Here is a 25,310-nt window from a genome sequence, read left to right as displayed (position 1 = left end):
AGATGTTTTCCGTTAGTATATCGCGATGGACACGTTTCGACACGAACAACATTTAACAACGAAAACAATCATTAACGAAAGTGGAATAATTACTCATACATATTCCCTAAACACTAGAAAAACTCTCCGGAAATCCAGAGAGTTCTTCCATTTTTTATACAAGATGGCTGTAGTTTTCTTTTACTACGTCTGCACAACGTGGACAAAGCGTTGGGTGATCCTCTACTTTGCCAACTTCAGTTGTTACGGTCCAGCAACGTTCACAAGTTTCTCCTTCAGCTTTTGATACGACAATAGCAGCTGTTTCAAGCTTTACAGCTTCCGCAGGCGCAGTATCCATATCTCCAGCTAATTCGAAACCAGACACAATAAATAATTGTTGAAGGTTTTCATTAACAGATTGTAATAGTTCCTTTGTTTCCTTTGTTGGATACAAGCTAACTTTTGCTGTTAATGACTTCCCGATTACCTTTGCATTACGTGCTTCTTCTAAAGCTTTTAGGACATCATCACGAACCTTCATGAATTTCGTCCATTTTTCTTCAAGTTGCTTTGCATTAGGAAGGTCAACATGTAAAGGCATATCGGTTAATTGAACGCTATCTTCTTCCACATTAGGAATATAAACCCAAACCTCATCAGCCGTGTGAGAAAGAATTGGAGCTGATAATTTTGTTAACGCTAATAAGCTTTCATATAGAACCGTTTGGATTGCACGTCGCTCGTAGTGACTCTTTGCCTCAATATATAGAACGTCCTTTGCAAAGTCAAGGTAGAATGCACTTAGGTCTAGCGTACAGAAGTTATTGATTGCATGATAAATGCTTGCAAATTCGTATTCTTCATACGACTTTGTCACGGATTTAATTAATTTGTTTAGCTTCACTAGCATGAATTGATCTACTTCACGAAGCTTATCAAATTCTACTTTGTCCGTAGCAGGATTAAAGTCTGCTAAATTTCCAAGCAGGAATCGGAATGTGTTACGGATCTTACGATATACTTCAGCTACTTGCTTTAGGATAGCGTCAGACACACGAACATCTGATTGATAATCCACTGATGCTACCCATAAGCGTAAAATATCTGCACCAAGCTGATCCATTACCTTAGCAGGAACAACCACATTACCAATTGATTTACTCATCTTTCTACCTTCACCATCAAGAGCGAAACCATGGCTTAGTACTCCCTTATATGGAGCCTTCCCTGTTACAGCTACCCCTGTAGATAATGAAGAGTTAAACCATCCACGATACTGGTCAGATCCTTCGAGATAAAGATCCGCTGGTCTTTGTAAATCACTTCTCTCTTCTAGAACTGCTTGATGGGAAGAACCAGAATCAAACCAAACGTCCATAATATCCGTTTCTTTTGTAAATTTCCCATTCGGGCTTGATGGATGTGTAAAGCCTTCAGGTAACAGATCTTTAGCTTCTCTTTCAAACCAAATATTTGAACCATTTTCACGGAATAACCCGGATACATGCTCAATGGTTTCATCCGTGATAATTGGTTCTCCGTCTTCGCCATAAAATACAGGAATTGGAACACCCCATACACGTTGACGAGAAATACACCAATCTCCACGGTCACGTACCATATTGAATAGACGAGTTTCTCCCCAAGCTGGAACCCACTTCGTTTCTTTCACAGCTTCCAACAAGTCTTCTCGGAAATCTTTAATTGAAGCAAACCACTGTGCCGTTGCACGGAAGATAACTGGTTTCTTTGTTCTCCAGTCATGCGGATAAGAGTGAGTAATAAATGTAAGTTTTAATAAAGCACCCACTTCTTGAAGCTTTTCCGTAATCGGCTTATTTGCTGTATCATAGAAAAGTCCTTCAAAGCCCACTGCTTCCTTCGTCATTACTCCTTTATCATCAACTGGACAAAGAACGTCTAAACCGTATTTTTGACCTACATGGAAGTCGTCTTCCCCATGCCCTGGAGCCGTATGAACACAACCCGTTCCCGCATCCGTCGTGACATGTTCCCCAAGCATCACTAAAGACGTACGTTCATATAAAGGATGCTTCGCTAAAACATGTTCTAGCTCCTGTCCTTTCACTGTCTTTACTACCGTTACTTCTTCCCAGCCAATTTCCTTTGTGACTGCTTCTAAAAGCTCTTCAGCCACCACGTACTTTTTATTATTTACTTGAGCAACAACATAATTTAATGTTGGATGAACGGAAATTCCAAGGTTTGCTGGAATAGTCCACGGTGTTGTTGTCCAGATAACGATTTCCGTATCCGCATCAAGCACACCCTTTCCATCTTGAACAGGGAAGCCAACATAAATGGAAGCTGACTTTTTATCCTGGTACTCAATTTCCGCTTCTGCTAATGCTGATTCGCTTGAAGGTGACCAGTAAACCGGCTTTAATCCTTTATAGATATAGCCTTTCTTCGCCATTTCACCAAAAACCTTAATTTGTTGTGCTTCATATGCCGGATCAAGAGTGATATAAGGATTCTCCCAATCTCCACGAACACCTAAACGCTTAAACTGAGTACGCTGAGAATCAATTTGCCCTAAAGCATACTCTTCACAAAGCTTACGAAACTCTGCAACTGTAAGTTCCTTGCGTTTCACACCCTTATTGGTTAATGCTTGCTCGATTGGCAGCCCGTGTGTATCCCAACCAGGAACATAAGGAGCATTGTAACCACTCATTGACTTATAACGCACAATAAAGTCTTTAAGGATTTTATTTAATGCGTGCCCCATATGAATATCTCCATTTGCATACGGAGGCCCATCGTGAAGAACAAACATCGGACGATCCTTCGTACGATCTTGAACTCTAGAATAAATATCCAGTTGGTTCCACTTTTCTTGAATCTCTGGCTCACGCTTTGGCAAATTTCCACGCATCGGGAATTCCGTTTGCGGCATCAATAACGTATCTTTATAATCCATTTTTAAACTTCCTCCTAAATCTTCCTCATCTAGCTACATTGTTACCAGTTATTAGTAAAAATAAATACAAAAAAGCCCTCTCATCCCAAAAAGGGACGAGAAGGCTTGTATTCCCGCGGTACCACCCTAGTAGATAGGCTAAAAACCCATCCGCTCTAAAATTCGTAACGTGAATTTAGACGCCAAAGCTTACTATTCCTAGTGGACGTTCAGCTTGGTACTCAAGGGTGATGTTCAAACTTATCGCTTTTGTTAACCTCCCACCAACTGTTAACTCGCTAGAAAAAGCATTGATAAATTCTACTATCCCTGTCATCGCAACATACAATTTTTACTTGTTAAAAAATTATATTCGAAGAACCGGCTTTTCGTCAAGCCAATGAATCTTCTTCTTCTTTTAAATTTGCAGATTTTAATTCTGCTGAATCAAGCTCGTATTGTAATAGATGATCCCAATCATCGTTATTAAGCATATCAAGCTGAGCTTCAATAAGCATTTTAAAGCGCGTTCTAAATACTTTGGATTGCTTTTTCAAATCCTCAATTTCTAGAGCAATTTTACGCGCTTTAGAAAGGGATTCATTTACAATACGATCCGCATTTTTCTCTGCTTCTCTAATAATTAGCTTAGCTTCTTTTTGAGAATTACGCTTTAGCTCTTCCGCTGCTTCTTGAGCTACAACAATTGATTTATTTAAGGTTTCTTCAATATTCGAAAAATGAGTTAAACGCTCATTCATATCTTTTAATCGTTCATCCAGTTCTTTCTTTTCTCGAATAATCAATTCGTAGTCCTTGATGACTTGGTCAAGGAACTCATTTACTTCATCTTCATCGTAACCACGGAATCCTTTTGTAAATTCCTTGTTATGTATGTCTAACGGTGTTAATGGCATTATAAGCCACCTCCAATTGCTTAATAGTATATACTATTCATTGTAACAGATATTCGACAAGTACTTTTAAATTCCTGCAAATTTTTTATAAATTATTGATGTTTTTCTACAACAATTCGCCATTTATCTTTCTTTGTTTTCCCATCGATGGAAGATAGTTTTGCCCTTCCGTATCCTCGTACCGATAAGACATCGTCTTCCTTACATTCAAATGAAGGATTTTCAATGGTCATCCAATTAATTTTCACTACTCCACCTGCAATTAATGTTTGAGATTTCTGACGAGAAATATTATGAGCAGCAGCTATAATTGTATCTAATCTTAGCGAAGAAACGGTGGTCGTGTACTCATTCCATTGTTCCCTCATTTGAATGGCTTCGTCCAGACGCCGCTCTTTTAAACTTACTTTTGAACGTCCTACCGACTCCAGCTGCATGGATATATAATCGCTTACTTCATTGGCGACAAAGAGTTGAATAGTTTCCTCTTCTATAAGGATGTCTCCAAATTTCCCTCTTTTTAATCCAAGCGACATCATGCTGCCTAATATTTGCCGATGCTCTATAGATACAAACTTATTAGGGTAGATTAGCTCATATAATGAAATTTGGAAATCCTCTACCTCTACAGAATAATAATCTGGATAAATGAAGGCTCTCTTTCTTTCCACTTGTTCTGCTCCACCGAAAAATTGAACCTTTACCTCCGAATTCGCTCCAATAATGATCTCGACAATTTTCTGCTCTCTCGGGTCAAGAAAGTCCGTCAGCTTCGGAGCATAGTTACTTTCCACCTGTTCCTTCCAGCTCATTACTTGATCGACAAAACTATGCTCTTCGCGTCGGAAGTGCTGATGCAAATCCATATTCATTCAAACTCCAATCCAATATTAAGATATGAAAGTGCAAAAAAGGGGCAATTATGCCCCTTTTAGCTAAAACCAACCAAATAACGTATACAAGCCTGTTGATGCTAATTTTAAAACAAAAATACCAACAATCGGGGAAATATCAATCATTCCACCGATCGGAGGAATAATTTTTCGGAACGGCTCTAAATACGGTTCACAAATTCTTGCTAAAAATTGCCCAATAGCGGTTTCTCTTGCATTTGGAAACCACGACATAAGAATATAAATAATCAATGCCCAAGAGTAGATTTCAATCACTTGTCTCAAAATATATAGAAGTAAATCCATTTACCTATTACCACCTCGTATCTTCGTATTCTGTTTCTTGAATAAGTTGCGAGATATTGCCTGAAACCTCCACATTATCTGGAGTACACAAGAAAATTTCTGCACCAATCTTTTGTATATCTCCACCGATCGCATACACTGTACCACTTAAAAAATCAACAATCCGTTTCGCTTGGTCACGTTCAATTCTGTGTAAATTCACAACAACCGCCCGACGGTTTTTTAATTGATCTGCAATTTCCTGTGCTTCTGCATACACTCTAGGTTCAATTAATACTACTTTTGAAGATTTTTGAACACTCTGCAAACTTACCACATTCTGTTTTGGAGACACACTTTGTTGCTGCTGTGATTGCGGTTGTCTTTGTGGCTTTGCTGCTGGAGCCTCGTACTCCTCTTCTTCATACTCATATTCATCATCTAAGAAAAAGAATGTTTTAAATTTTGATTTAAGACTCATTCATTACACCTCCCACACTATTCGCCCACTAAAGCGGTGCCGATTCGTATCATCGTAGCCCCTTCTTCGATGGCAATTTCAAAATCATTAGACATACCCATCGAAAGCTCCAAACATGGAGCATAAGGTAAAGCAATATGTTGAATTTCAACTTGAAGTTTTTTTAACGTCTGAAAGCATTGTCTAATGATCGTATCGTCCTCAGTAAAGGGTGCCATCGTCATTAGCCCTTCAACTCTTATTTTCGGGAATTTTTTTAATTCCTTAATAAATGGTACCACCATCTCTGGAGTTAATCCATGTTTTGATTCTTCGCCTGAGGCATTCACCTGTACGAAGCAAGAAATCGTTCTTTCTCCGGCTCTTGCATTAATCTCCTTTGCCAAAGACTCACGATCTAAAGAGTGGATATAATCTACTTTATCTATAATATTTTTTACCTTTCTTGTTTGAAGAGTTCCGATAAAATGCCAGGTAGGCTTGTCCCCTAAAGTGGTCCACTTTTCAAGTAGGCCTTCATCACGGTTTTCACCAAGATGTGTTACCCCAGATTTTAATGCCTCTGACGCTCTTTCTGTCGTTACATATTTTGTTACAGCAATGATTTTTACTTCCTCTGGGAATCTTTTGCTCCTTTGACATGCTACATTTATCTTTTCCTGGAGCATACGTAGATTTTCACTAACTTTCATTCTCTCGATTGCTCCTCCTTCCAACCAATAAAACTCATCATCCTACCTGTTTTCCCCTTGTCTCTTCGGTGGGAGAAAAAATAATCAGAATCACAACTCGTACATAAATCAGTTACCTGAATATTTGCCTCATTCATTCCTGCTTTGAGGAGAATGAGTTTATTTAACTCTTTTAGGTTTAAGTGGTATTGATTACCTTTGATACGATTATATGGTTTTTTTTCGACATCTTCCACTAAATTTTCCACATGTGAAATGACTTTATCATCTACAATATAACATTTTTCGCAAATGGAGGGGCCAATTACTGCGAAAATTTCCGAAACTGGAATTTTTTCGTCCTCAAAAACAGTTATCACTTCTTTTGCGATCCCTCCTACTGTCCCTTTCCACCCTGCATGAGCAATCGCAATTGCTTTGTATTTGGGAGCAATAAAATAGAGCGGAACACAGTCAGCAAAGCACAATGTTAAAAGCAGATTTTTATCATAGGTAAAGAAAGCATCGGTATCCCTGAAAGCATCGGCATATGAATTTGAACCTAGCCCACGGTCATGTACCGAGACTTTTTTTACATGTATATCATGCGTCTGCTCGGCACCAACCCAATGAGTTAACGGGATACCAGTGCGTTTTGACAAGATTTCTCGATTTGAGCAAACATCCCTTTCCAGATCCCCAACATGAAATCCTATATTCAATGTTGAAAAGGAGTTTTTGCTTTGTCCTCCGTTTTTCGTAGTAAATCCCGCTACAAGATCATCAAAACGATCGGTCCAATCTTTTATGATGAAATGAGACGATTCTTTTAGAATAAATGGTTCCATTTATAAAAACCTCAATTGTTTGTTGATTTTTCTATAGTTTACCATAATTCGTAGTATACTCCCAGTGAATTCAGGCTTACTTGGCCTCTGCTTCATCATATTGCCCTTCATTAACTCCTCTGTAACGAACTAATATGACATCTTCACCAATTTTAAGGATATTTCTCCATGAAATAATAATTTCTTCTTCTTTTCCAAAGAAGCCTAACATCCGTCCGTTACCACTCACAATAATGGCCTCAATTTTACCGTTTGATAAGTTTATTTCTATATCACTAATATTCCCTAACTTTTTGCCATCTGCAACATTGACCACATCTTTGATTTGAAATTCTGAAATTTTCACCATCACATTTCACTCCCGACTATTCGATAGTTAAATATATGAAGAAGGGAGGACTATTCATGATTGTTTTATACAAAAAAACTACCGAGAAGAATCGGTAGTTTAGGTTTGTATGTTTTTATTCATTTGTTTAATAGCAGCTTTTTCTAATCTTGATACTTGTGCTTGGGAGATTCCAATTTCTTCGGCGACTTCCATTTGAGTTTTCCCTTGGAAGAAGCGCTTTCTTAGAATGAGCTTTTCTCTTTCATTGAGTCGTCTCATACCTTCTTTTAAAGCAATTTCTTCAATCCATTGAACATCCTTGTTACGTTCATCACTCAATTGATCCATCACATAGATTGGGTCTCCACCGTCGTTATAGATTGGCTCAAATAACGAAACGGGGTCTTGAATGGCATCTAAAGCAAATACAATTTCTTCATGAGAAACATCTAGTACTTTTGCTATTTCTTCAGCAGTTGGCTCCTTTGACGTCTCACTCATTAGTTTTTCTCGAACTTGTAACGCCTTGTAAGCAATATCCCTTAAAGAACGGGATACACGAATTGGGTTGTTATCTCTTAAGTATCGTCGAATTTCTCCGATTATCATTGGAACAGCATAAGTAGAGAATTTTACGTTTTGACCTAGGTCAAAATTATCAATTGATTTCATCAACCCGATACACCCAACTTGAAACAGGTCATCAACAAACTCACCACGATTGTTAAATCGCTGAATGACACTTAACACAAGACGTAAGTTTCCATTCACGAGCTTCTCTCGGGCTGTTATATCCCCGGCTTGCATTTCTTTAAATAGCAATCGCATTTCTTCATTTTTCAAAACTGGTAACTTAGATGTATCAACACCGCAAATTTCAACTTTATTACGAGTCAATTCTTTTCCCTCCTCACAGGAGCTGCTGTACAAAAAACAGTATCTCCCCGAGAAGGAAAAATATGCACATCCAAAATGGACATGCATACTAAGAATTTCCTATAAATGTCTGTAGGACAGGCGTTACACATATAATTTTCTCGTAAAAATTTTTTCTTTCTACGAAGAATTATCCTAAACCATTTTATTAAACTCTTTCTTCAGTCTTTTTATAATTCTTTTTTCGAGCCTTGATATATATGATTGTGATATACCAAGCATATCTGCGACGTCTTTTTGGGTTTTTTCTTCCCCGGTACCTAATCCGAATCTAAGCTCCATGATTTGTTTTTCACGGTCATTCAGCTGGTGCAATGCTTTTAATAAGAGCTTTTTATCAACATTGGCTTCCAGGTCTTTTGTAATAATGTCTTCTTCTGTTCCTAATACATCGGACAATAACAGCTCGTTGCCGTCCCAGTCAATATTCAGGGGCTCATCAAAGGAAACTTCTGAACGAATTTTATTATTTCTCCGTAAGTACATGAGTATTTCATTTTCGATACATCTAGATGCATATGTAGCAAGCTTAATTTTCTTTTCAGGATTAAACGTGTTAACTGCCTTAATTAGACCTATCGTTCCAATACTAATTAAATCCTCAATATTAATTCCTGTATTTTCAAACTTTCTAGCTATATAAACGACAAGTCGTAAATTTCTCTCTATAAGGATGGACCTTGCTGCTTTATCCCCACTTGGAAGCTTTTGAAGCAACACTTCCTCTTCTTCTTTTGATAACGGTGGAGGCAAGGCCTCACTTCCACCAATATAGAAGACCTCATCTGTCTTGAGTCCTAGCTTAATTAATAATTTATACCAGTAATAAGAAAGTCGAAGTTTTATACTTTTCATGAGTTGTCCTCCTTCTAATTTGTGTTTTTCTGAGTATAGTATTATTAGCTTACCAATACATCTGATTTCACCTTTGCGACACCTGTTACCATCTTTGGATGTACAATACATTGAAACGCATCGTCAGAGGAAAGCTGCTGGGTTGTAAAGGAAACTAATCCTTTGTCCACTTGAATTATTTTTTCTTCCATCACTATTTGCAGTTGGTCAGGCTTAATTGCAATAATAAGCTGATGCTCTTGTCCAACTACTTTATATGGAATAATCCGGAGCTTATTTTCCCATTCAGTTGGAAGAGAGGCGGATCCATAAATGATTTCATCCTTTTCACTTGAGAGTATCCTAATGGATTCAGGGATCATGTCTAATTGGTTATGGACAGAAACAAACATGACAGGCATTTTGGTGAGAGGATCATAAAGTTGATTTCCACTGTCTATAAGCCCTTTACATGTCAATTGACTTTCTCCAATCTGAATATGAATAGAAACCATTTGATCAAATTGTATTTTCGTCATTTCAAATTGTTCAATATTTGATCTAGAGAAATGCCATGCAATCGGAAAGCCTAAGAGAACAAAGAACCAGCTAATCGGATCACCAAAGCCCTTTACACTTCCTATTAACACAGAAGAGGTCAATTGGTTATCAAACTGAATGAAATAATGAACCCCAATAAGAGCTCCACCTACCAAAAAGGTAACGAAATAGAAGGTCATCGTCGTACGGATGAAGGTCCGTACTCTTTTGTATCCAAAGGTAACAAGAACCATCACTAGAGAAAATGCTAATTTCACAATAGGATGACCAGAATAATTCTGAAAAGGAGTAAATGCTAATATAATAATGAAGGATCCTATGAGTCCTCCACAAAACAGTCTCCAAATCTTATACTCTCTTTTTACTATTATGGCAGTTAAATAAAGAAGTAACGTATCGAAAAGGAGATTTAGCAGCCAAATCACATCTAAATATAGTGTCAAAGATTTTCCTCCTTGCTCGTTTCTCCTTTTTCAATCTATTATTCTGTTATGAAAAAGTATAACGTACATAGATGTTGGAAGTGTGTCACTTTATGTACACAAAAAAGAAGAGATTTTCACAAATCCCTCCGTTTTTTGTCAAAATTTCTCATGTCAGGTTGGGAAAATCAATTTTCCTCTTAAACCAAAATAAAAAGCAGAATTCTAGACGAATTCTGCTTTTTGTATAGATAGGGTTAACTATCGCCTTCTATTGCGATTACGTAAGAAAGTAGGAATATCTAACGTATCGTCACTGTTATGTGAAGTAGTTGGTCGTACAGGTTCATTGTACTCCTCTTCACGAATAATTTCTCTTTGTGGCTTTGTAGTTGCTACTGATTGTTTTTGCTGCCCAAATGATGGACGATTGGTTGGTTTTGGTTGAGATATGTCTTCGTTGAATCCAGTCGCAATTACTGTTACAACAATCTCATCCTTTAAGTTATCATTGATTACCGAACCAAAGATCATATTCACTTCTTGGTCTGATGCTGAAGCGACGATGTCTGCTGCTTCTTGTACTTCATATAAGCTTAAATTTGACCCACCAGTAATGTTCATCAACACACCTTGAGCTCCATCAATGGATTTCTCAAGCAGTGGAGAAGAAATGGCTTTTTTCGCTGCTTCTGTTGCTCGGTTTTCTCCTGCAGCTACACCAATCCCCATAAGAGCTGAGCCTTTGTTAGACATAATTGTCTTTACATCTGCAAAGTCTAAGTTGATTAAACCTGGTGTTGCAATTAGATCCGAAATACCTTGAACCCCTTGGCGTAGAACATTGTCAGCCTCACGGAAAGCTTCAAGCATTGGCGTACTTTTATCCACAATTTCAAGAAGACGATCGTTTGGAATCACAATAAGTGTATCAACCGCTTCCTTCATAGACGAGATTCCGCCTTGAGCTTGAGTCGAACGCTTTCTACCTTCAAACGTAAATGGTCTTGTTACAACACCTACAGTTAATGCACCTAACTCACGGGCGATTTGAGCAATGACTGGTGCAGCTCCTGTTCCAGTTCCACCACCCATACCAGCCGTAACGAAAACCATATCCGCTCCAGCTAACACTTCTTCAATTTGTTCTCTACTTTCTTCAGCTGCTTTTTTTCCTACTTCAGGGTTTGCTCCTGCTCCAAGTCCACGAGTAAGCTTTCCCCCAATTTGCATTCTAGTTTCAGCTTTTGATAAATTCAATGCCTGAGCATCTGTATTTACAGCAATAAACTCGACACCCTGGACGCCATGCTCAATCATACGATTAACAGCATTATTTCCGCCTCCACCAACGCCGATTACTTTTATAGTTGCCAATGAGTCTAAATTTGTATCAAATTCCAACATGACGTATCCTCCTAATTCGTCGATATTCCCGGTAGCGGTCAATTGAAAACACTATTCAAAAAAGTAACCAAGGAATTTTTTCACTCGTGATGTCATTTTTTCTTCCGGCTGCTTGTCCGGTTTTGTTTTTGGTTGTGGCTGCTTTTGAACTCTTTTTTCCTTTGTTTCAGAGGCAGCTGTACTGTTACCAATAGACCGACCTTGTATTTTAGCATTTTTATAAGCGAATTTTATTAAACCGACAGCAGTCGTGTATTGTGGCTCACGCACTCCAATATAATCCGGAATGGCGATGCGTACTCGGTTTTGGAAAACCACTTGAGCTAATTCAAGAATTCCTTGGGTGTTTGCAACTCCACCTGACAACACATAACCACCAGGTAAATCACGAATCCCCAAACGTCTAATTTCATTTTGAATAAGGTCAAAAACTTCTTCCATTCTTGCTTCAATAATATCAGAAACTTCAAGCTGGTTAAACTGTTGATGCTGATCGCTTCCGATAATCGGTACGCTAAACACTTCTTCCTCGGAAGCATGGTCATAAAAAGCATGTCCATGTTTCGTTTTTATTTTCTCAGCATCTTCAGTAGATGTACGAAGACCAATCGAGATATCTTTTGTTATATGGTCTCCACCAACTGGAAGTACACTTGTTGCTCGTAAGAACCCTTGTTCAAAGACACTAATGGTTGTTGACCCTCCACCTATATCAACGAGTGCCACCCCTAAGTTTTTTTCATCCTTAGAAAGTGCAAAAGCACCAGAAGCTAGTGGTTGTAAAGTAATATCAAGGATTTCTAATCCAGAACGTTCTACGCATCGAAGAGTATTATGTAAAATCGTCTTAGAACCTGTAATGATCGTTCCTTCCATTTCAAGCCTTACACCTATCATTCCCCGCGGGTCATTTATTTCATCTAGTCCATCTACAATAAATTGCTTAGGAATGACATCAATAATCTCACGCTCAGGAGGAATAGAAATTACTTGCGCTGCATCAATTACTCGAGCTACATCATCATTGGTAATTTCACGATTTTCACTTGAAACAGCTACTACACCATGACAAGGCTGTAACATCACATGATTTCCAGTTACACCAACAATTACCTTATTAATTTCCATGCCTATCATTCTCTCAGCTTGTTCTATTGCCTTTCTAATAGAATGAACGGTTTCATCTATATCAACAATGGATCCTTTTCTTAGTCCTTCGGATTTAACATTGCCAACACCAATAATATTCAAAGAGTCATTGACCATTTCCCCAATGATCACTTTTACACTGGATGTACCGATGTCAAGACTTACATAAATTTCATTGCTGTTCATTCTTTGGCACCTCCTTTAACAATTCAAAAAATTGAACAACAATTCCGTTTTTCTGACCGTATAATAATGTATCTATAAAATTATTCGGCAAAATTAATATATTCCCTTTTAAAATATACAAATTTTTTCTATTTTTCTTTACTTGTAGACCATTTTGTTAGCAAAATTCTTCGAATAACGGCTATATTTTGAAACAGCCTTACTCCAAAGGCAAAAACTGCTGCTAAATACAAGTCTACACCAAGATGAACACCTAGAAAAGCTAAACTTGCAGCAAGAATAATATTAAAGAAAAAACCGGAAACAAAAACCTTTTCATCATATATATTTTGCAAATGCGCCCTAATTCCCCCGAATAAAGTATCAAGGGCTGCTAATACGGCGATGGATAGATAATTAGAATATTCCTCTGGAACAGATATATCGGTTAATAAACCTAGGACGACTCCAATTATTAATCCTAAAAGGGGAAGCCACATGATTAACTATCTCCTTTGTCAGATTTTACTTGCTCCATACCTCTAATTCGAATGGAATCTTCAAAGGCTGGTACAGTAATGGAAAGCTCAGGCTTCTTTACGGTAACGGTTAGATTATCAATAAAGAATTCTTCTGCTGATTTAGAAACCTGCATTTGATTGTACAGCTTTTCCGCAACGGTAAAATCCTCTGTCAAGACGATAATTTCGATAGGAAATTTCGTTAGAGAACGTCCGTTTATTTTCGTTTCGCCATTGATATCACGGATAACCGTTGTATTGATCACCCTTTGACCAGCGACTGAAACATGTTTTGCACCATACATATTTATTTCATTAAGTAGTCGTTCTAATAGGTCTGCTGAAAGCGTAGCACCTGCAGTCCCTAGGATCAATTCTTCATTCAGTTGTTCTATGTAAATCGTCAAACCTGGTCCAGACATCTCAGTTAGTCCTGCTTCTTGCTTTAATTCCTCTAGAGTATTCCTTAATGTATTCTCCTTGCCTTGTTCCCTTTCCGTTTCGTATTCGTTCAATTTTTCTTCATTGGAACGAATTTCTTTAATCAGTCGCGATTGAAGCTCCTTTTCCTTCACTAAGTCTTCACGAAGCTGCCATGTATCCCGTGTGTCTCTTACCTCTGGCTTAGAGACAGTTTGAAATTGGATTGCAAGCATAAAGCCTACAATTACCCCGATGATTACCAAGCTATTTATTTTCTTTCTGTCCACGCAATAATCACCTAGCTTTCTACAATATTTGTGGACAAAACTTGCAAATGAGTTAAGTACCTAATAGTGGATCTAAAATAACTTCTTCTTTTTTCTCGATCGTTACTTCAATATTGTCACTTACAAGCATATCTTTAATTCCACCTGTTATATTCAATGCAGAGGTCATGACATCAGGATCACCAATAGCCGTAATTACGAATGGAGCAGGATGCTGATAGCCATCCACTTCAATCACTGGACCATTACAAAGAATATAGGAATTATGTGTGAGCCTTTGCCCATTTATCGCAATTGCCGCAGCACCCGATATATATAACTCATTAATTACTTTAAAGACATGATGCTCATGAACAATATAGTTATTAATGTTTTCTTCATTTGGATTGTAGTCACCATCAGCAAGGGACACTTCTACTCCCCTTCCTTTTACCTTAACTTTCCCTACAAACATACGATATTTCTCAGCGTCTTCTGCAATATTGAAGAAAACTTGTTCTTCTTTCGCTAATTCTTCTTCAATCTCTACAATTTTATCTTGTTTTTCCTTTAACTCATTTTGAAGCTCTCGGTTTCTTTCTTCCTGAGCAATCAACTGATTGCGCAATTCTAAATCCCGATTCCACTGCTTGTCCGATATCGTATTTTGTGCCTTTTCCTGTTTAGTTAAGTGGTAAGAAAAAGACACCATATATCCTAATACAAGGAAAACTAACGAGAGGATAACATGTTTACCCTTCACCCTCTTCTTCACTTGTTTCAACTCCTCCTGATTCGTATGATTTAAAATACGAACCAACCTCTAAATCAATGACTCCCTTTTGTGATGGATCTAACTGACTCACGATGGAAGGGTAATGTATCATTTTTTTTGAAAAGCTCCTTAAAGATGCACTAACTTCATTTCCATCATTCATGTATAAAGAAATATGGAAACGATCCGTTTCTTTCGGTGTGTAATTCACTTCAGAAATGGAGTAAAGAATTTCAAACGGGAGCTCTTTCAAGCTACTAACCATCTCTTCAAGTATCTCTCCTTCTGTAAAACCAATTAATATTGGAGCATTAGAAGGTGAGCTCGTACTTCCCTCATCCTCAAGTATTTCACCATTCTCTAAAACGGGAATAAACGAATTTTCTTTTGCAATAACTGCTATTCGATCATATTCCTTTACAGTAATTAATACATTATTAGGGAATGACCATTTTACGGTTGCTGTTTTTATTTCCGGAAGCTTTTCTATTTCCTTTTCCACTTCTTTTTTATCGAGCTTCCAAATATTCATACCAGTGGACAAGCCACTGCTTTCCACTAGATGTTCAGCCTTGTATAAGTCATTACCAGAAACACTTATCCTTTTAATATGACTTAACGGTGATTGGAAATAAACGACACAAACGATTAACAAGAAGAATAAACTTAATAAAGTGACCAGTCTTCTATTAGCCTTTTTTCGTCTTTGTTGTTTCAACTTGGGAATCCGTTCTTCAATCGAGACTATTTTCCCTTGATCCAATCCAATCACCTCACCAATGCAACTATATTTTGTGTAATAAATTGATAATCCAATAATTTTTTATAAGTGAAAACAACGGCACGAGAAATCATGCCGTTATTTTTTAGGTAATAAGTAATTTCCCAAGTATTTATTATATCATATACTGATACTTTGTAAGGGGGACATTCATCCTATTTTATTCCTATTATTTCAACTTCTGTTTCCATTTTTACTTCATACAAGTCATATATTGTATCCTTGACATGCTGAATTAACTGTAAAACATCATCTGCCTTTGCATTTCCTGTATTTACAATGAAATTCCCATGCATCTCTGATATCTTAGCCCCACCGATTTGGTAACCCTTTAGGCCAGCAACCTCAATCAACTTACCTGCATAATTTGGCAGTGGATTTCGAAAAATACTGCCTGCACACGGGAAATTCCAAGGTTGTGTCTCTTTTCGGTAGTCCTTGTTCTTTTGCATTTCACTAAAAATAGAATCCTTGTTTCCTTCTTTCAATGAAAATACTGCTTCAACAACAACTCCTGGGCGTTTTTTTTGCAGCACAGAGGTTCGATAAGAAAATTCCATTTGCTCATTCGAAACCCATTCTAATGAACCGTCTTCAAATAGTACAAGCGCTTTGTCAAGTATCTTTGAAATATCAGATCCGTGTGCCCCGGCATTCATGAACACTGCCCCACCGACAGAACCAGGAATCCCACTAGCAAACTCTAATCCTGATAGCCCTTTTCTACTGATTGAGGTGGCCAAGCTCACAAGTGAGTGTCCACCACCAACCGTAAGTGTAGTACCATTTATCTCAACCTTATCTAACCCTGAACCAAGTTTAATGACCACACCGGAAATTCCTCGATCAGACACGAGTAAGTTTGACCCTCTTCCAATAGCAATCCACAGTACTTTGTACTTTCGGATCAAATTCATGGTCGTTTCTAAGTTTTCTACTGATGAGGGCTCTACAAAAAGTTCTGCAGGTCCACCAATCTTAATCGTTGTATGATTCGCCATTGGCTCATTTTCTTTAACCGTTCCAATCTTAGATTGCTTTAGTTCTTCAGCTAATCCAATCATTCCTACCTCCCCTTTCAGTCGGAGTTATTTTATCTTATGCATCGTGTCAAATCTAGGCTACAAACGAAGAATTCATTATCTACTGTTTCTCTCTTTTAATAACGTCTCCATTAATTGATACAGTCTCTGGGCCGCATCACGAATTCCTAATTTATAGGCCGCTTGCTTCATTTCTTTTAAGCTCTCTTTATGAAGTAAGAGAGAATCCATTTGCTCTATTAATTTAGTAGCCGTTAAGTCTTTTTCCAGCATTAGTATGGCAGCACCATGATCACTTAAGGCGCGAGCATTTTTTTCCTGGTGATTGTTTGTTACATAGGGGCTAGGAACTAGTATGCTTGGTACTCCTAATGATGTCAATTCAGCTAACGTCGTTGCACCTGCTCGAGCAACAATTAAATCCATTCCTGCAAGCACTTCTGGCATATTATGAATAAAAGGCTTAACAATTACGTTATTGGGATTACCTACCAATTCCACTTCTTTAAGTACTTCATCATAGTGCACCTCTCCAGTTACATATAATACCTGATAAGGTTTTTCACTAAGCACTGATAATGATTTTAAAATCGCTTCATTGATTGGTCGCGCCCCACGACTTCCACCTACTACTAGCACTGATGGGACATTCGTTTTTAAACCAACAGACAGCTTTCCCTTAATTCCATCCTTATTTAATACTTCAGATGCCCTAGGATTCCCTGTAAGCTCCACCTTTTCTTGAGGAAAATAGCTTTTGGCTTCTTCAAAACAAATAGCAACCTTATCAACATATCGACTTAAAAATTTATTCGTTAATCCTGGCACACTGTTTTGTTCATGTATGATGGTTGGAATTCCGAGCTTAGAAGCAGCATAAACAACAGGACCGCATACGTACCCGCCTGTTCCTATGACAACATCTGCTTTAAATTCTTTTAAATATTGCTTACTTTTTTGAACACCCTTTAAGAATCTAATTACCGTTTTCACATTATCTATTGAAAGTTTACGTTTAAACCCAGTAATATGTATTGATTGAAAAGGAATATTTTCTCTTCTAACAATGGTGTTTTCTAATCCTTTTTCGGTACCGATATATAAAAACTCAGCATTTTTATGTTCCTTTTGTATCTCTCTAATAAGGGCTAGAGCCGGATAAATATGACCACCGGTTCCACCACCACTTACAACTATACGCAATTCTTTCCACTCTCCTTAACGTTGAAAAATCAACTATTCACAGATGATAGTCATGATGTAATCTGAAAAAAATCACCCTCACGTTTTACCCCATTTTACTATATTTCAAACGACAAATCGAAAAACAACGAACGATTGTCATCTAAATGTAATAATAAACAGAAGAGAACCCTGCATGAATTACAGGGTTCTTAAGCATACCTATCTCATAATTTCGAGTGTTTACTAACATTTAGTAGCACCCCAATGGCCATAAGCATGAGTGTTAAGGAAGAACCTCCATAGCTTAGAAACGGAAGAGTAATTCCAGTAACCGGCATCAATCCTGTAACTACACCCACGTTAATCATTACTTGAATAGCGACCATTGCAACAATTCCAACTGCTAAGAAACTACCAAACAAATCTGGAGCACCTAATGCAATCCGAATTCCTCGCCACAACAATAATGCAAATAGAAGGAGAACAAAGGAGCCTCCAATAAATCCTAATTCCTCCGCCAAAATGGCAAAGATGAAATCGGTTTGGGGTTCAGGTAAATAAAAGAATTTTTGTCTACTTTGACCTAAACCTAATCCAAATAATCCACCCGGTCCGATTGCATATAGTGATTGAATGATTTGAAAACCACTGCCGAGTGGGTCCTCCCATGGATCTAAAAAGGAGGTAATCCTCTTAATCCGATAAGGGGCTGATATAACAAGCCCAACAAACCCAATAACCCCTAGCAATCCTAAGCCCACAAAATGGCCAATTCTAGCACCAGCGATAAAAATCATGACAACAGATGTTCCAACCATCACCGTTCCAGTCCCTAAATCTGGCTGTAGCATAATCATCCCGAAGGCTAGGAATACTAAGCCAAGGGATGGCATTAGACCTTTTCTAAAAGAAGTAATCTTTTTTTGATTTTCCGAAAGAAACTTTGCTAAAAACGCAATCATCGCGAGCTTCATAAACTCTGAAGGCTGAATAGAAAACGCACCAACTCCAATCCAGCTTCGGGAGCCGTTTCTTACATTTCCTATCCCTGGGATGAGTACAAGAACAAGAAGGACAAAACAGATGATTATAATCATTTTTGCGAAAGTTCGCCACGTCCAATAATCGACATTCATAATGAAGAACATGGCCACAATTCCGACCCCAGCAAACAACATTTGTCGTTTGGCAAAATAAAATGAATCGTCAAATTTATAGTCAGCCCAAATGGCACTCGCACTATAAACCATAATTAATCCGGTCGCTAAAAGGGTAAATGTTACAATCAATAATATCAGATCTGGAGTAGCTTTTTTAGTCGGCAAAAGAACACACCTCGAATGCAAGTTTTAGGGCTTACAGTGAGGATTACACCTTAATTAGATACCATTACGTTCAATAGTCTCCATAAGACAAGCCCTTACTTAAGCTTATGCACCGCATTGATAAAAATGTCTCCTCTAACCTCAAAAGTTTTGTATTGATCCCAGCTAGCACATGCAGGTGATAAGAGGATCACATCTCCAGGACTTGAGTGGGTAAAGGCAACAGGTACGGCTTTTTCCACATTATCGACACGGACAATTGTTTTTATTCCTGCCTTCTGTGCTGCCTCCTCAATTTTAGGAGCCGTTTGCCCAAACGTGACAACGGTTTTCACATTGTGTAAGAATGGAATTAACTCGTCAAACCCGTTTCCACGATCCAATCCTCCGGCAAGTAACACAATAGGTGTTTTAAATGCAGTTAAAGCTTTTTCTGTTGCTAATATATTCGTTGCTTTTGAATCATTATAAAACTTACGCCCTTCGATTTCTCCAATATATTGAAGACGATGCTTAACACCAGTAAAGGTGGTCAGTACCTCGACGATTGCTTCGTTTGAAACATTTGTAAGTTTTGCAGCAGCTACTGCTGAAAGGATATTTTCAAGGTTATGCTCACCGGGTAAAACAATTTCAGAGATTTCAATAATCTTTTCTTCTTTAAAGTACAGATAATCATCTAATACATAGGCACCATTTGGTTGAAATTGTTTTGTAGAAAAAGGAACACAGACCGCGTTGCTTCTTTGGCCTATTTCGAATGTACTCTCTTGATCTCCATTCACGATAAAGTAATCTTCATCTGTTTGGTACTTCGTTATATTTGCTTTCGCACTCCAATACTCTCCTCTGGTACCATGATAGTCTAAATGAGCATCATACAGATTTGTGAGTACAGCAATCCTCGGCTTAAATGTTGTAATTCCCATTAACTGAAACGATGATAGTTCAATAACAATCGTATTTTCAGATGTTGCTTCCTGAGCCACTTCTGATGCAACAGTTCCAATGTTCCCCGCAATTAAAGGCGCTTTATTTCCCGCCTTTAACATTTCAAAAATAAGAGTGGTTGTTGTTGTTTTTCCATTTGTACCTGTTATGGCAATAAAAGGAGCTTCTGAAATTTGATACGCAAGCTCCACCTCAGTAATAATAGGAATTCCTTTTTCAATGGCCACTTGGATCATCTCATTATGATAAGGAATACCTGGGTTCTTTACGATAAGCTCAAAGCCATCATCTAAAAGCTCGACTGGGTGACTTCCACAAATTACTGTAATTCCTTGTTCAAGCAACCCTTGAGCTTCAGGGTTCTCAGATAATGGCTTATTATCATTTACAGTGACAAACGCACCTAAACGGTGCAACAAATTTGCTGCACCGACCCCACTCTTCGCTAAACCAAGTACTAGTACTTTTTTATGAACATAATCTTTAATATCTCTCAATTACAACCACACCTCGATATAGATTCCTAATACTGCACATAATAACCCAACTGTCCAGAACGTGACAACTACTCTCCATTCAGACCAACCAATTAACTCATAATGATGATGCAAAGGACTCATACGGAATATTCTTTTACCAGTTGTTTTAAAGGAGATTACCTGCAAAATCACAGACAATGTTTCAACAACAAATATTCCTCCGATGATTATTAGCAGAATTTCTAACTTAGTTAAGATAGCAATGGTAGCGATCGCTCCCCCTAAAGCAAGAGAACCCGTATCTCCCATGAACACTTTAGCGGGATGTGCATTAAACACAAGAAATCCTAGTACAGCACCAACAACTGCCAAAGAGAAAATGGCTACATCATATGCTCCCTGGTACCAAGACAATACAGCAAAGGCTCCAAAAGCAATAGCTGCTGTTCCCGAAACTAGGCCATCTAGACCGTCTGTTAAATTTACTGCATTTGAAAACCCGACCAACCAGAAAATGATAAAAAATACATACATCCAACCAAGGTCAAAACTAATATCTGTTAGCGGAATGGAGACTGTTGTTGAAAATTCATTTTGTCTTAAAATAAAGTAAAAAATAAACGAGATTACGATTTGTCCAAATAGCTTTTGTTTAGAAGTTAACCCTAGATTCCTCTTCATGACCACTTTAATAAAGTCATCTAAAAATCCTAAAAGACCAAACCCTATTGTTACAAAAAGTAGTAAGTATGTTTGTACGGAAAGCTCCGAATATTTCGATGTCATCACAATAGTTGTAACAACGATAGATAATAAAATCATCGTTCCACCCATCGTCGGAGTACCTGATTTCTTTTGATGCGATTTAGGTCCTTCTTCTCTAATGCTTTGTCCGAATTTCAACCTTCTTAAAAACGGAATCAAAATTGGGGATAGGATGACCGAAATGAGAAATCCCACTAATATCGTGAATAATATAACTTGCTCCATCACTTTCCCCCCACTTTTTCCATCACGGAAACACTAGTATGAATAAGCTGTTTATGTAGTACAGCAATATCATATGTTTGTTCCTTTGTATTCAGAAGTTTTTCATGTGAAAATTTGTATAATATCATGTGAATTCTAGCCTTTCTTGCTTTACGCTTTATTTTTTTCTAAAATGGCTTCCTTTGCAACGAGTCTGTCGTCAAAATGGTGAATATCCTTGCCAATTTGCTGATAGGTTTCATGACCTTTTCCAGCAATGAGAATAATATCATTTTTCTCAGCTTGGGTAATCGCCTCGTAAATTGCCTGCTTTCGATTTTCGAGGACTTTATATTTTCTTCCTATAACCCCTGATTCCATCTCTTTTAAAATCTCAAATGGATCCTCACTTCTTGGATTATCGGAAGTAAAAATGGCTTCATCAGCATAATCACATGCGATTCTTGCCATCAATGGTCTCTTTGTACGGTCGCGGTCCCCTCCGCAGCCAACGACCACATGAGTCTTCCCTAAAGCAAATTCTTTAATGGTCTCAAGTGCGTTCTGTAAACTATCAGGTGTATGCGAGTAATCTACTATAACCGTAAAGTTTTGCCCTGCATCGACAAGTTCAAATCTTCCTGCTACACCTTCCATCATGCTTAAAGCGTCGGTTATAACAGATAATGGAATTCCAAGTGCCAGTGCTGCACCTATAGCGGCGAGTACATTATATACATTAAATTTCCCAACAAGTTTGATCGTCACGTTAGTTGAGCCGATAGGAGTAGTTAATAAGAAAGAGGTGCCTTTAGCTGACATGGAAATATTGGTCGCTTTAATATCTGCATCCTGTTGAATGCCATATGTTAGGATATGTGCCGAAGTGGAATGAGCGTACTGTACACTAGCTTCATCATCAGAATTCAGTACAGCATATTTCGGTTGATTGAGTGTAAATTTATTCCCTAACTGGGCAAACAATAAACCTTTTGCTCTTTTGTACTCCTCCATCGATCCATGAAAATCCAAATGATCCTGTGATAAATTTGTAAACACAGCAACATCAAAGTCTGTGCCATGAACTCTTCCTTCCACTAGCGCATGAGATGAAACCTCCATAACAGCACAATCAACAAGATTTTCAATCATTTGGTGAAAGATATTCTGTAAGATTAAGCTTTCAGGTGTGGTATTTTTTGTTTCAAGAACATCTTCTCCAATTTTCGTATACATGGTCCCAATCAGCCCGGTTTTTTTGCCTGCCTCTTTCAAGATATGGTCGACAATATGACTCGTTGTTGTTTTCCCGTTTGTCCCGGTGATACCAACAACTTTCATTTTCTGACTTGGCTGTTCATAAAAAGCATCTGCTATAATTGCCATTGCACGTTTTGTATCTTTTACAATTACAACAGGTACGTTCACTTGTAATGGTCTTTCTGCTATTACAGCTACTGCACCAGACTTAACCGCATTCTCAGCAAAATCATGACCATCGACAGTAAAGCCTTTTATACAAATAAATAAACTACCTTCTGTTACTTTACGATTGTCATTATGTATGTGTAATATGTCTGGATTTTCACCCTCGAAAGGAACAAGCGGTTGAAGGTGATTGACCAGTGTATGTAGTTTCATTTCCTCAAATCCTCTCATAATTTAACCTACTTCCAAAAAAAAGCATGCGCCCATCTATTTTACATGAAGTTATCCTTTTTCGCTATTCTATAATGTAGCATTTTGAAAAGACGGCGAAAAAACTTCGCCGCCTTCACACTGAATCAGTCTATTCTTCTTTCTCTTTGTCGTCTTCCTTCTGTTCCACATTATCAAAATACAATCGAATGGTTGATCCTTCTTTTAACTTTACCCCTGCTTCCGGTGTTTGTTTTACCACAACATTACCCTCTCCAGAGGTTTCAATTTTTAAATTAACAAATAAATCGCCAAGTTCTGTTTTGGTCATCCCTACTACATCAGGAACCTCAATCATTGGTACATCTGGCCACTTGTACTCTTTTTCTAGCTGACCCTTTCTAGGTTCTACTCCTAAAGCTCTCAAACTATCACCCATAATGCTGCCTACGATTGGCGCGGATACAACTCCCCCAAACTGAGTAGTTCCCTTAGGATTGTCAACAGCCACATACACAACGAGTTGTGGGTCGTCCGCTGGCGCAAATCCAATAAAAGAAACGATATGATTATTTTCCATATACCTTCCGTCCTTTACCTTTTGCGCTGTTCCTGTTTTACCACCCACTCGGTAGCCTTCAACAAAGGCTCTTCCTCCTGATCCTTGTGCCACAACACTTTCAAGAGCATATCGGATCTTCTCTGAAGTTTCTTCTGAAATTACCTTTCGTTTCGCTACTGGTGACTTTTTCATTACAACTTCACCGGTTCGCGGATCAACTAATTCCTTCGCAATATAAGGGGTGTATAATGTACCACCGTTAATCGCCGCCGATATCGCAGCAACCTGTTGAATAGGTGTAACTGATACCCCTTGACCAAATGCAGTCGTAGCTAATTCAACTGGTCCGACTCGATCTAGATTAAATAGGATCCCCCTTCCTTCTCCTTGTAAGTCAATTCCTGTTTTCTGTCCAAATCCAAAATCCTTTATATACTTAAATAATGTATCTTTCCCGAGACTTTCACCTAATTGAACAAAACCTGGGTTACAGGAATTTTGTACAACCTCCAAATAGGTTTGTGAACCATGTCCCCCTCGTTTCCAGCATCTTAGAGTTGCTCCACCAACCTTGACCGATCCAGAGTCATGAAAGTGATCATTCTCTAAATCTACTTTCCCCTCTTCAAGTGCAGCTGCTAGCGTTATAACCTTAAAGGTAGACCCTGGCTCATACGTACTCCAAACAGGGAGATTTCGGTTATACACTTCAGGATTCACCTCTTGGAACTCTGCTGGATCAAATCCTGGCCGACTTGACATAGCCAAAATCTCTCCGGTATTCGGGTCCATAGCTATAGCTATCATACCATCAGGATTATATTGTGCCTGTGCATTATCCAACTCTCTTTCTACTATCGTTTGGACCTTTGAATCAATGGTTAGCTTCAAATCCAATCCATCCACAGGAGCCTCATAGTCATCTGCCATATCATTCATTCTTTGTCCTTTGGCATTTGCATAGAATTTTACAGAACCTTCTTCCCCCATGAGCTCTTTGTCATAATACGCTTCAAGTCCTGTTAATCCCTGATTATCACTCCCTGTAAAACCGAGAACATGAGATAAATAGTTCCCAAACGGATAGTGGCGCTTTGAATCTTCTCCGATATACACGCCTTCTAAGTTCAAGTCACGAACTTCATTCGCCTTTTCATGGGTAATTTTTCGCCCCTCATTAATTCTTACGATCGACGCTGACTTTGTTACATATTGGTACGCCTTCTCTTTTGAAAAGTTTAATACGGCAGCTAGCTGCTCTGATGTTTTCGCAGGATCCTTCACCTGTCTTGGCACGACATAAACGGTCGGTGCACTTTTATTTGTAGCGAGTGCAACACCGTTACGATCGACAATTTCACCACGCTCGGGTTCAAAAGGAATATTCCGACTCCAAAGATCTTTCGCTCCATCGGTTAAAATATTTCCTAATGCAAATTGTACATACCCTAGCCTTACATCAATAATAAAGAAAATGAGAAACCCTACTAAAAGTGAGATCGTTAGTCTTTTTCGTACTGTAACATTTGACACTCGCATCTTCGTTAGAACCTCCTAACAACATATATGGCTCGTTCCACTATATGC

The 25,310-nt window shown here is 38.2% G+C and carries 24 protein-coding genes and 1 other annotated feature; all 24 genes read right to left on the bottom strand.

Translation table 11 applies throughout. From position 1 onward, the window contains the following. Window positions 1–154: 154 nt before the first annotated feature. Window positions 155–2,926: an isoleucine--tRNA ligase gene (gene ileS / locus ACVBAX_RS05295; RefSeq protein ID WP_447116159.1), complete on the bottom strand. Its 2,772-nt coding sequence runs from the start codon at window positions 2,924–2,926 to the stop codon at window positions 155–157. An 88-nt stretch (window positions 2,927–3,014) separates the two neighbouring features. Beyond that, window positions 3,015–3,251, bottom strand: a binding site (T-box leader). 46 nt (window positions 3,252–3,297) lie between these two features. Beyond that, window positions 3,298–3,822 carry a DivIVA domain-containing protein gene (locus ACVBAX_RS05290; protein ID WP_430773847.1) on the bottom strand — a complete coding sequence of 175 codons (525 nt, stop codon included), beginning with the start codon at window positions 3,820–3,822 and terminating at the stop codon, window positions 3,298–3,300. A gap of 92 nt (window positions 3,823–3,914) precedes the next feature. Next, window positions 3,915–4,688, bottom strand: coding sequence for an RNA-binding protein (locus ACVBAX_RS05285; protein ID WP_430773846.1), 774 nt, complete (start codon window positions 4,686–4,688; stop codon window positions 3,915–3,917). Between the two features lie 69 nt (window positions 4,689–4,757). Next, a complete protein-coding gene (locus tag ACVBAX_RS05280) occupies window positions 4,758–5,021 on the bottom strand; it encodes a YggT family protein (RefSeq protein ID WP_430773845.1) in 264 nt (87 codons plus the stop codon). Window positions 5,022–5,028: 7 nt separating this feature from the next. Then, a complete protein-coding gene (locus ACVBAX_RS05275) occupies window positions 5,029–5,481 on the bottom strand; it encodes a cell division protein SepF (RefSeq protein WP_430773844.1) in 453 nt (150 codons plus the stop codon). Window positions 5,482–5,498: 17 nt separating this feature from the next. Continuing rightward, entirely contained in the window at window positions 5,499–6,173 is a 675-nt protein-coding gene (locus ACVBAX_RS05270) for a YggS family pyridoxal phosphate-dependent enzyme (RefSeq protein ID WP_447116158.1), read from the bottom strand. After that, entirely contained in the window at window positions 6,170–7,000 is an 831-nt protein-coding gene (gene pgeF, locus ACVBAX_RS05265; RefSeq protein WP_447116157.1) for a peptidoglycan editing factor PgeF, read from the bottom strand. The genes ACVBAX_RS05270 and pgeF overlap by 4 nt, the downstream gene beginning before the upstream one ends. A gap of 76 nt (window positions 7,001–7,076) precedes the next feature. Continuing rightward, window positions 7,077–7,349 (bottom strand): YlmC/YmxH family sporulation protein, encoded by a 273-nt coding sequence (locus ACVBAX_RS05260; RefSeq protein ID WP_119707466.1) that lies wholly within the window; start codon window positions 7,347–7,349, stop codon window positions 7,077–7,079. A 99-nt stretch (window positions 7,350–7,448) separates the two neighbouring features. After that, window positions 7,449–8,228, bottom strand: coding sequence for an RNA polymerase sporulation sigma factor SigG (gene sigG / locus ACVBAX_RS05255; protein ID WP_119707465.1), 780 nt, complete (start codon window positions 8,226–8,228; stop codon window positions 7,449–7,451). 174 nt (window positions 8,229–8,402) lie between these two features. Next, on the bottom strand, window positions 8,403–9,122 hold the full coding sequence (sigE, locus tag ACVBAX_RS05250; protein ID WP_066053008.1) for an RNA polymerase sporulation sigma factor SigE: 720 nt from the start codon (window positions 9,120–9,122) through the stop codon (window positions 8,403–8,405). 44 nt (window positions 9,123–9,166) lie between these two features. After that, entirely contained in the window at window positions 9,167–10,105 is a 939-nt protein-coding gene (gene spoIIGA, locus ACVBAX_RS05245; RefSeq protein WP_447116156.1) for a sigma-E processing peptidase SpoIIGA, read from the bottom strand. Between the two features lie 240 nt (window positions 10,106–10,345). After that, complete coding sequence (gene ftsZ, locus ACVBAX_RS05240) at window positions 10,346–11,491, bottom strand: cell division protein FtsZ (protein ID WP_430773840.1); 1,146 nt, start codon at window positions 11,489–11,491, stop codon at window positions 10,346–10,348. Window positions 11,492–11,542: 51 nt separating this feature from the next. Beyond that, on the bottom strand, window positions 11,543–12,826 hold the full coding sequence (gene ftsA, locus ACVBAX_RS05235) for a cell division protein FtsA (protein WP_447116155.1): 1,284 nt from the start codon (window positions 12,824–12,826) through the stop codon (window positions 11,543–11,545). Window positions 12,827–12,954: 128 nt separating this feature from the next. Then, on the bottom strand, window positions 12,955–13,305 hold the full coding sequence (locus ACVBAX_RS05230; protein WP_119707461.1) for a small basic family protein: 351 nt from the start codon (window positions 13,303–13,305) through the stop codon (window positions 12,955–12,957). Between the two features lie 2 nt (window positions 13,306–13,307). Then, complete coding sequence (locus tag ACVBAX_RS05225; RefSeq protein ID WP_447116154.1) at window positions 13,308–14,036, bottom strand: DUF881 domain-containing protein; 729 nt, start codon at window positions 14,034–14,036, stop codon at window positions 13,308–13,310. 52 nt (window positions 14,037–14,088) lie between these two features. Beyond that, window positions 14,089–14,790 carry a DUF881 domain-containing protein gene (locus tag ACVBAX_RS05220; RefSeq protein WP_447116153.1) on the bottom strand — a complete coding sequence of 234 codons (702 nt, stop codon included), beginning with the start codon at window positions 14,788–14,790 and terminating at the stop codon, window positions 14,089–14,091. Further along, window positions 14,768–15,562 (bottom strand): cell division protein FtsQ/DivIB, encoded by a 795-nt coding sequence (locus ACVBAX_RS05215; protein WP_430773836.1) that lies wholly within the window; start codon window positions 15,560–15,562, stop codon window positions 14,768–14,770. The genes ACVBAX_RS05220 and ACVBAX_RS05215 overlap by 23 nt, the downstream gene beginning before the upstream one ends. 164 nt (window positions 15,563–15,726) lie before the next feature. Further along, on the bottom strand, window positions 15,727–16,635 hold the full coding sequence (murB, locus tag ACVBAX_RS05210; RefSeq protein WP_447116152.1) for a UDP-N-acetylmuramate dehydrogenase: 909 nt from the start codon (window positions 16,633–16,635) through the stop codon (window positions 15,727–15,729). A 75-nt stretch (window positions 16,636–16,710) separates the two neighbouring features. Continuing rightward, window positions 16,711–17,817, bottom strand: a complete 1,107-nt coding sequence (gene murG / locus ACVBAX_RS05205; RefSeq protein WP_447116151.1) for an undecaprenyldiphospho-muramoylpentapeptide beta-N-acetylglucosaminyltransferase — start codon at window positions 17,815–17,817, stop codon at window positions 16,711–16,713. 206 nt (window positions 17,818–18,023) lie between these two features. Continuing rightward, complete coding sequence (spoVE, locus tag ACVBAX_RS05200) at window positions 18,024–19,124, bottom strand: stage V sporulation protein E (RefSeq protein ID WP_119707456.1); 1,101 nt, start codon at window positions 19,122–19,124, stop codon at window positions 18,024–18,026. 95 nt (window positions 19,125–19,219) lie between these two features. After that, window positions 19,220–20,572, bottom strand: coding sequence for a UDP-N-acetylmuramoyl-L-alanine--D-glutamate ligase (gene murD / locus ACVBAX_RS05195; protein ID WP_447116150.1), 1,353 nt, complete (start codon window positions 20,570–20,572; stop codon window positions 19,220–19,222). Further along, complete coding sequence (gene mraY, locus ACVBAX_RS05190) at window positions 20,573–21,547, bottom strand: phospho-N-acetylmuramoyl-pentapeptide-transferase (RefSeq protein ID WP_430773832.1); 975 nt, start codon at window positions 21,545–21,547, stop codon at window positions 20,573–20,575. Between the two features lie 147 nt (window positions 21,548–21,694). Further along, window positions 21,695–23,164 (bottom strand): UDP-N-acetylmuramoyl-L-alanyl-D-glutamate--2,6-diaminopimelate ligase, encoded by a 1,470-nt coding sequence (locus ACVBAX_RS05185; protein ID WP_447116149.1) that lies wholly within the window; start codon window positions 23,162–23,164, stop codon window positions 21,695–21,697. Between the two features lie 148 nt (window positions 23,165–23,312). Then, the gene (locus ACVBAX_RS05180) at window positions 23,313–25,262 is read right to left on the bottom strand and encodes a stage V sporulation protein D (protein ID WP_447116148.1); all 1,950 of its coding nucleotides are present in this window, start codon (window positions 25,260–25,262) and stop codon (window positions 23,313–23,315) included. Window positions 25,263–25,310 lie beyond the last annotated feature (48 nt).

This window comes from Robertmurraya sp. GLU-23, assembly GCF_052983275.1.
This window is presented reverse-complemented; position numbering and strand designations above follow the sequence as displayed.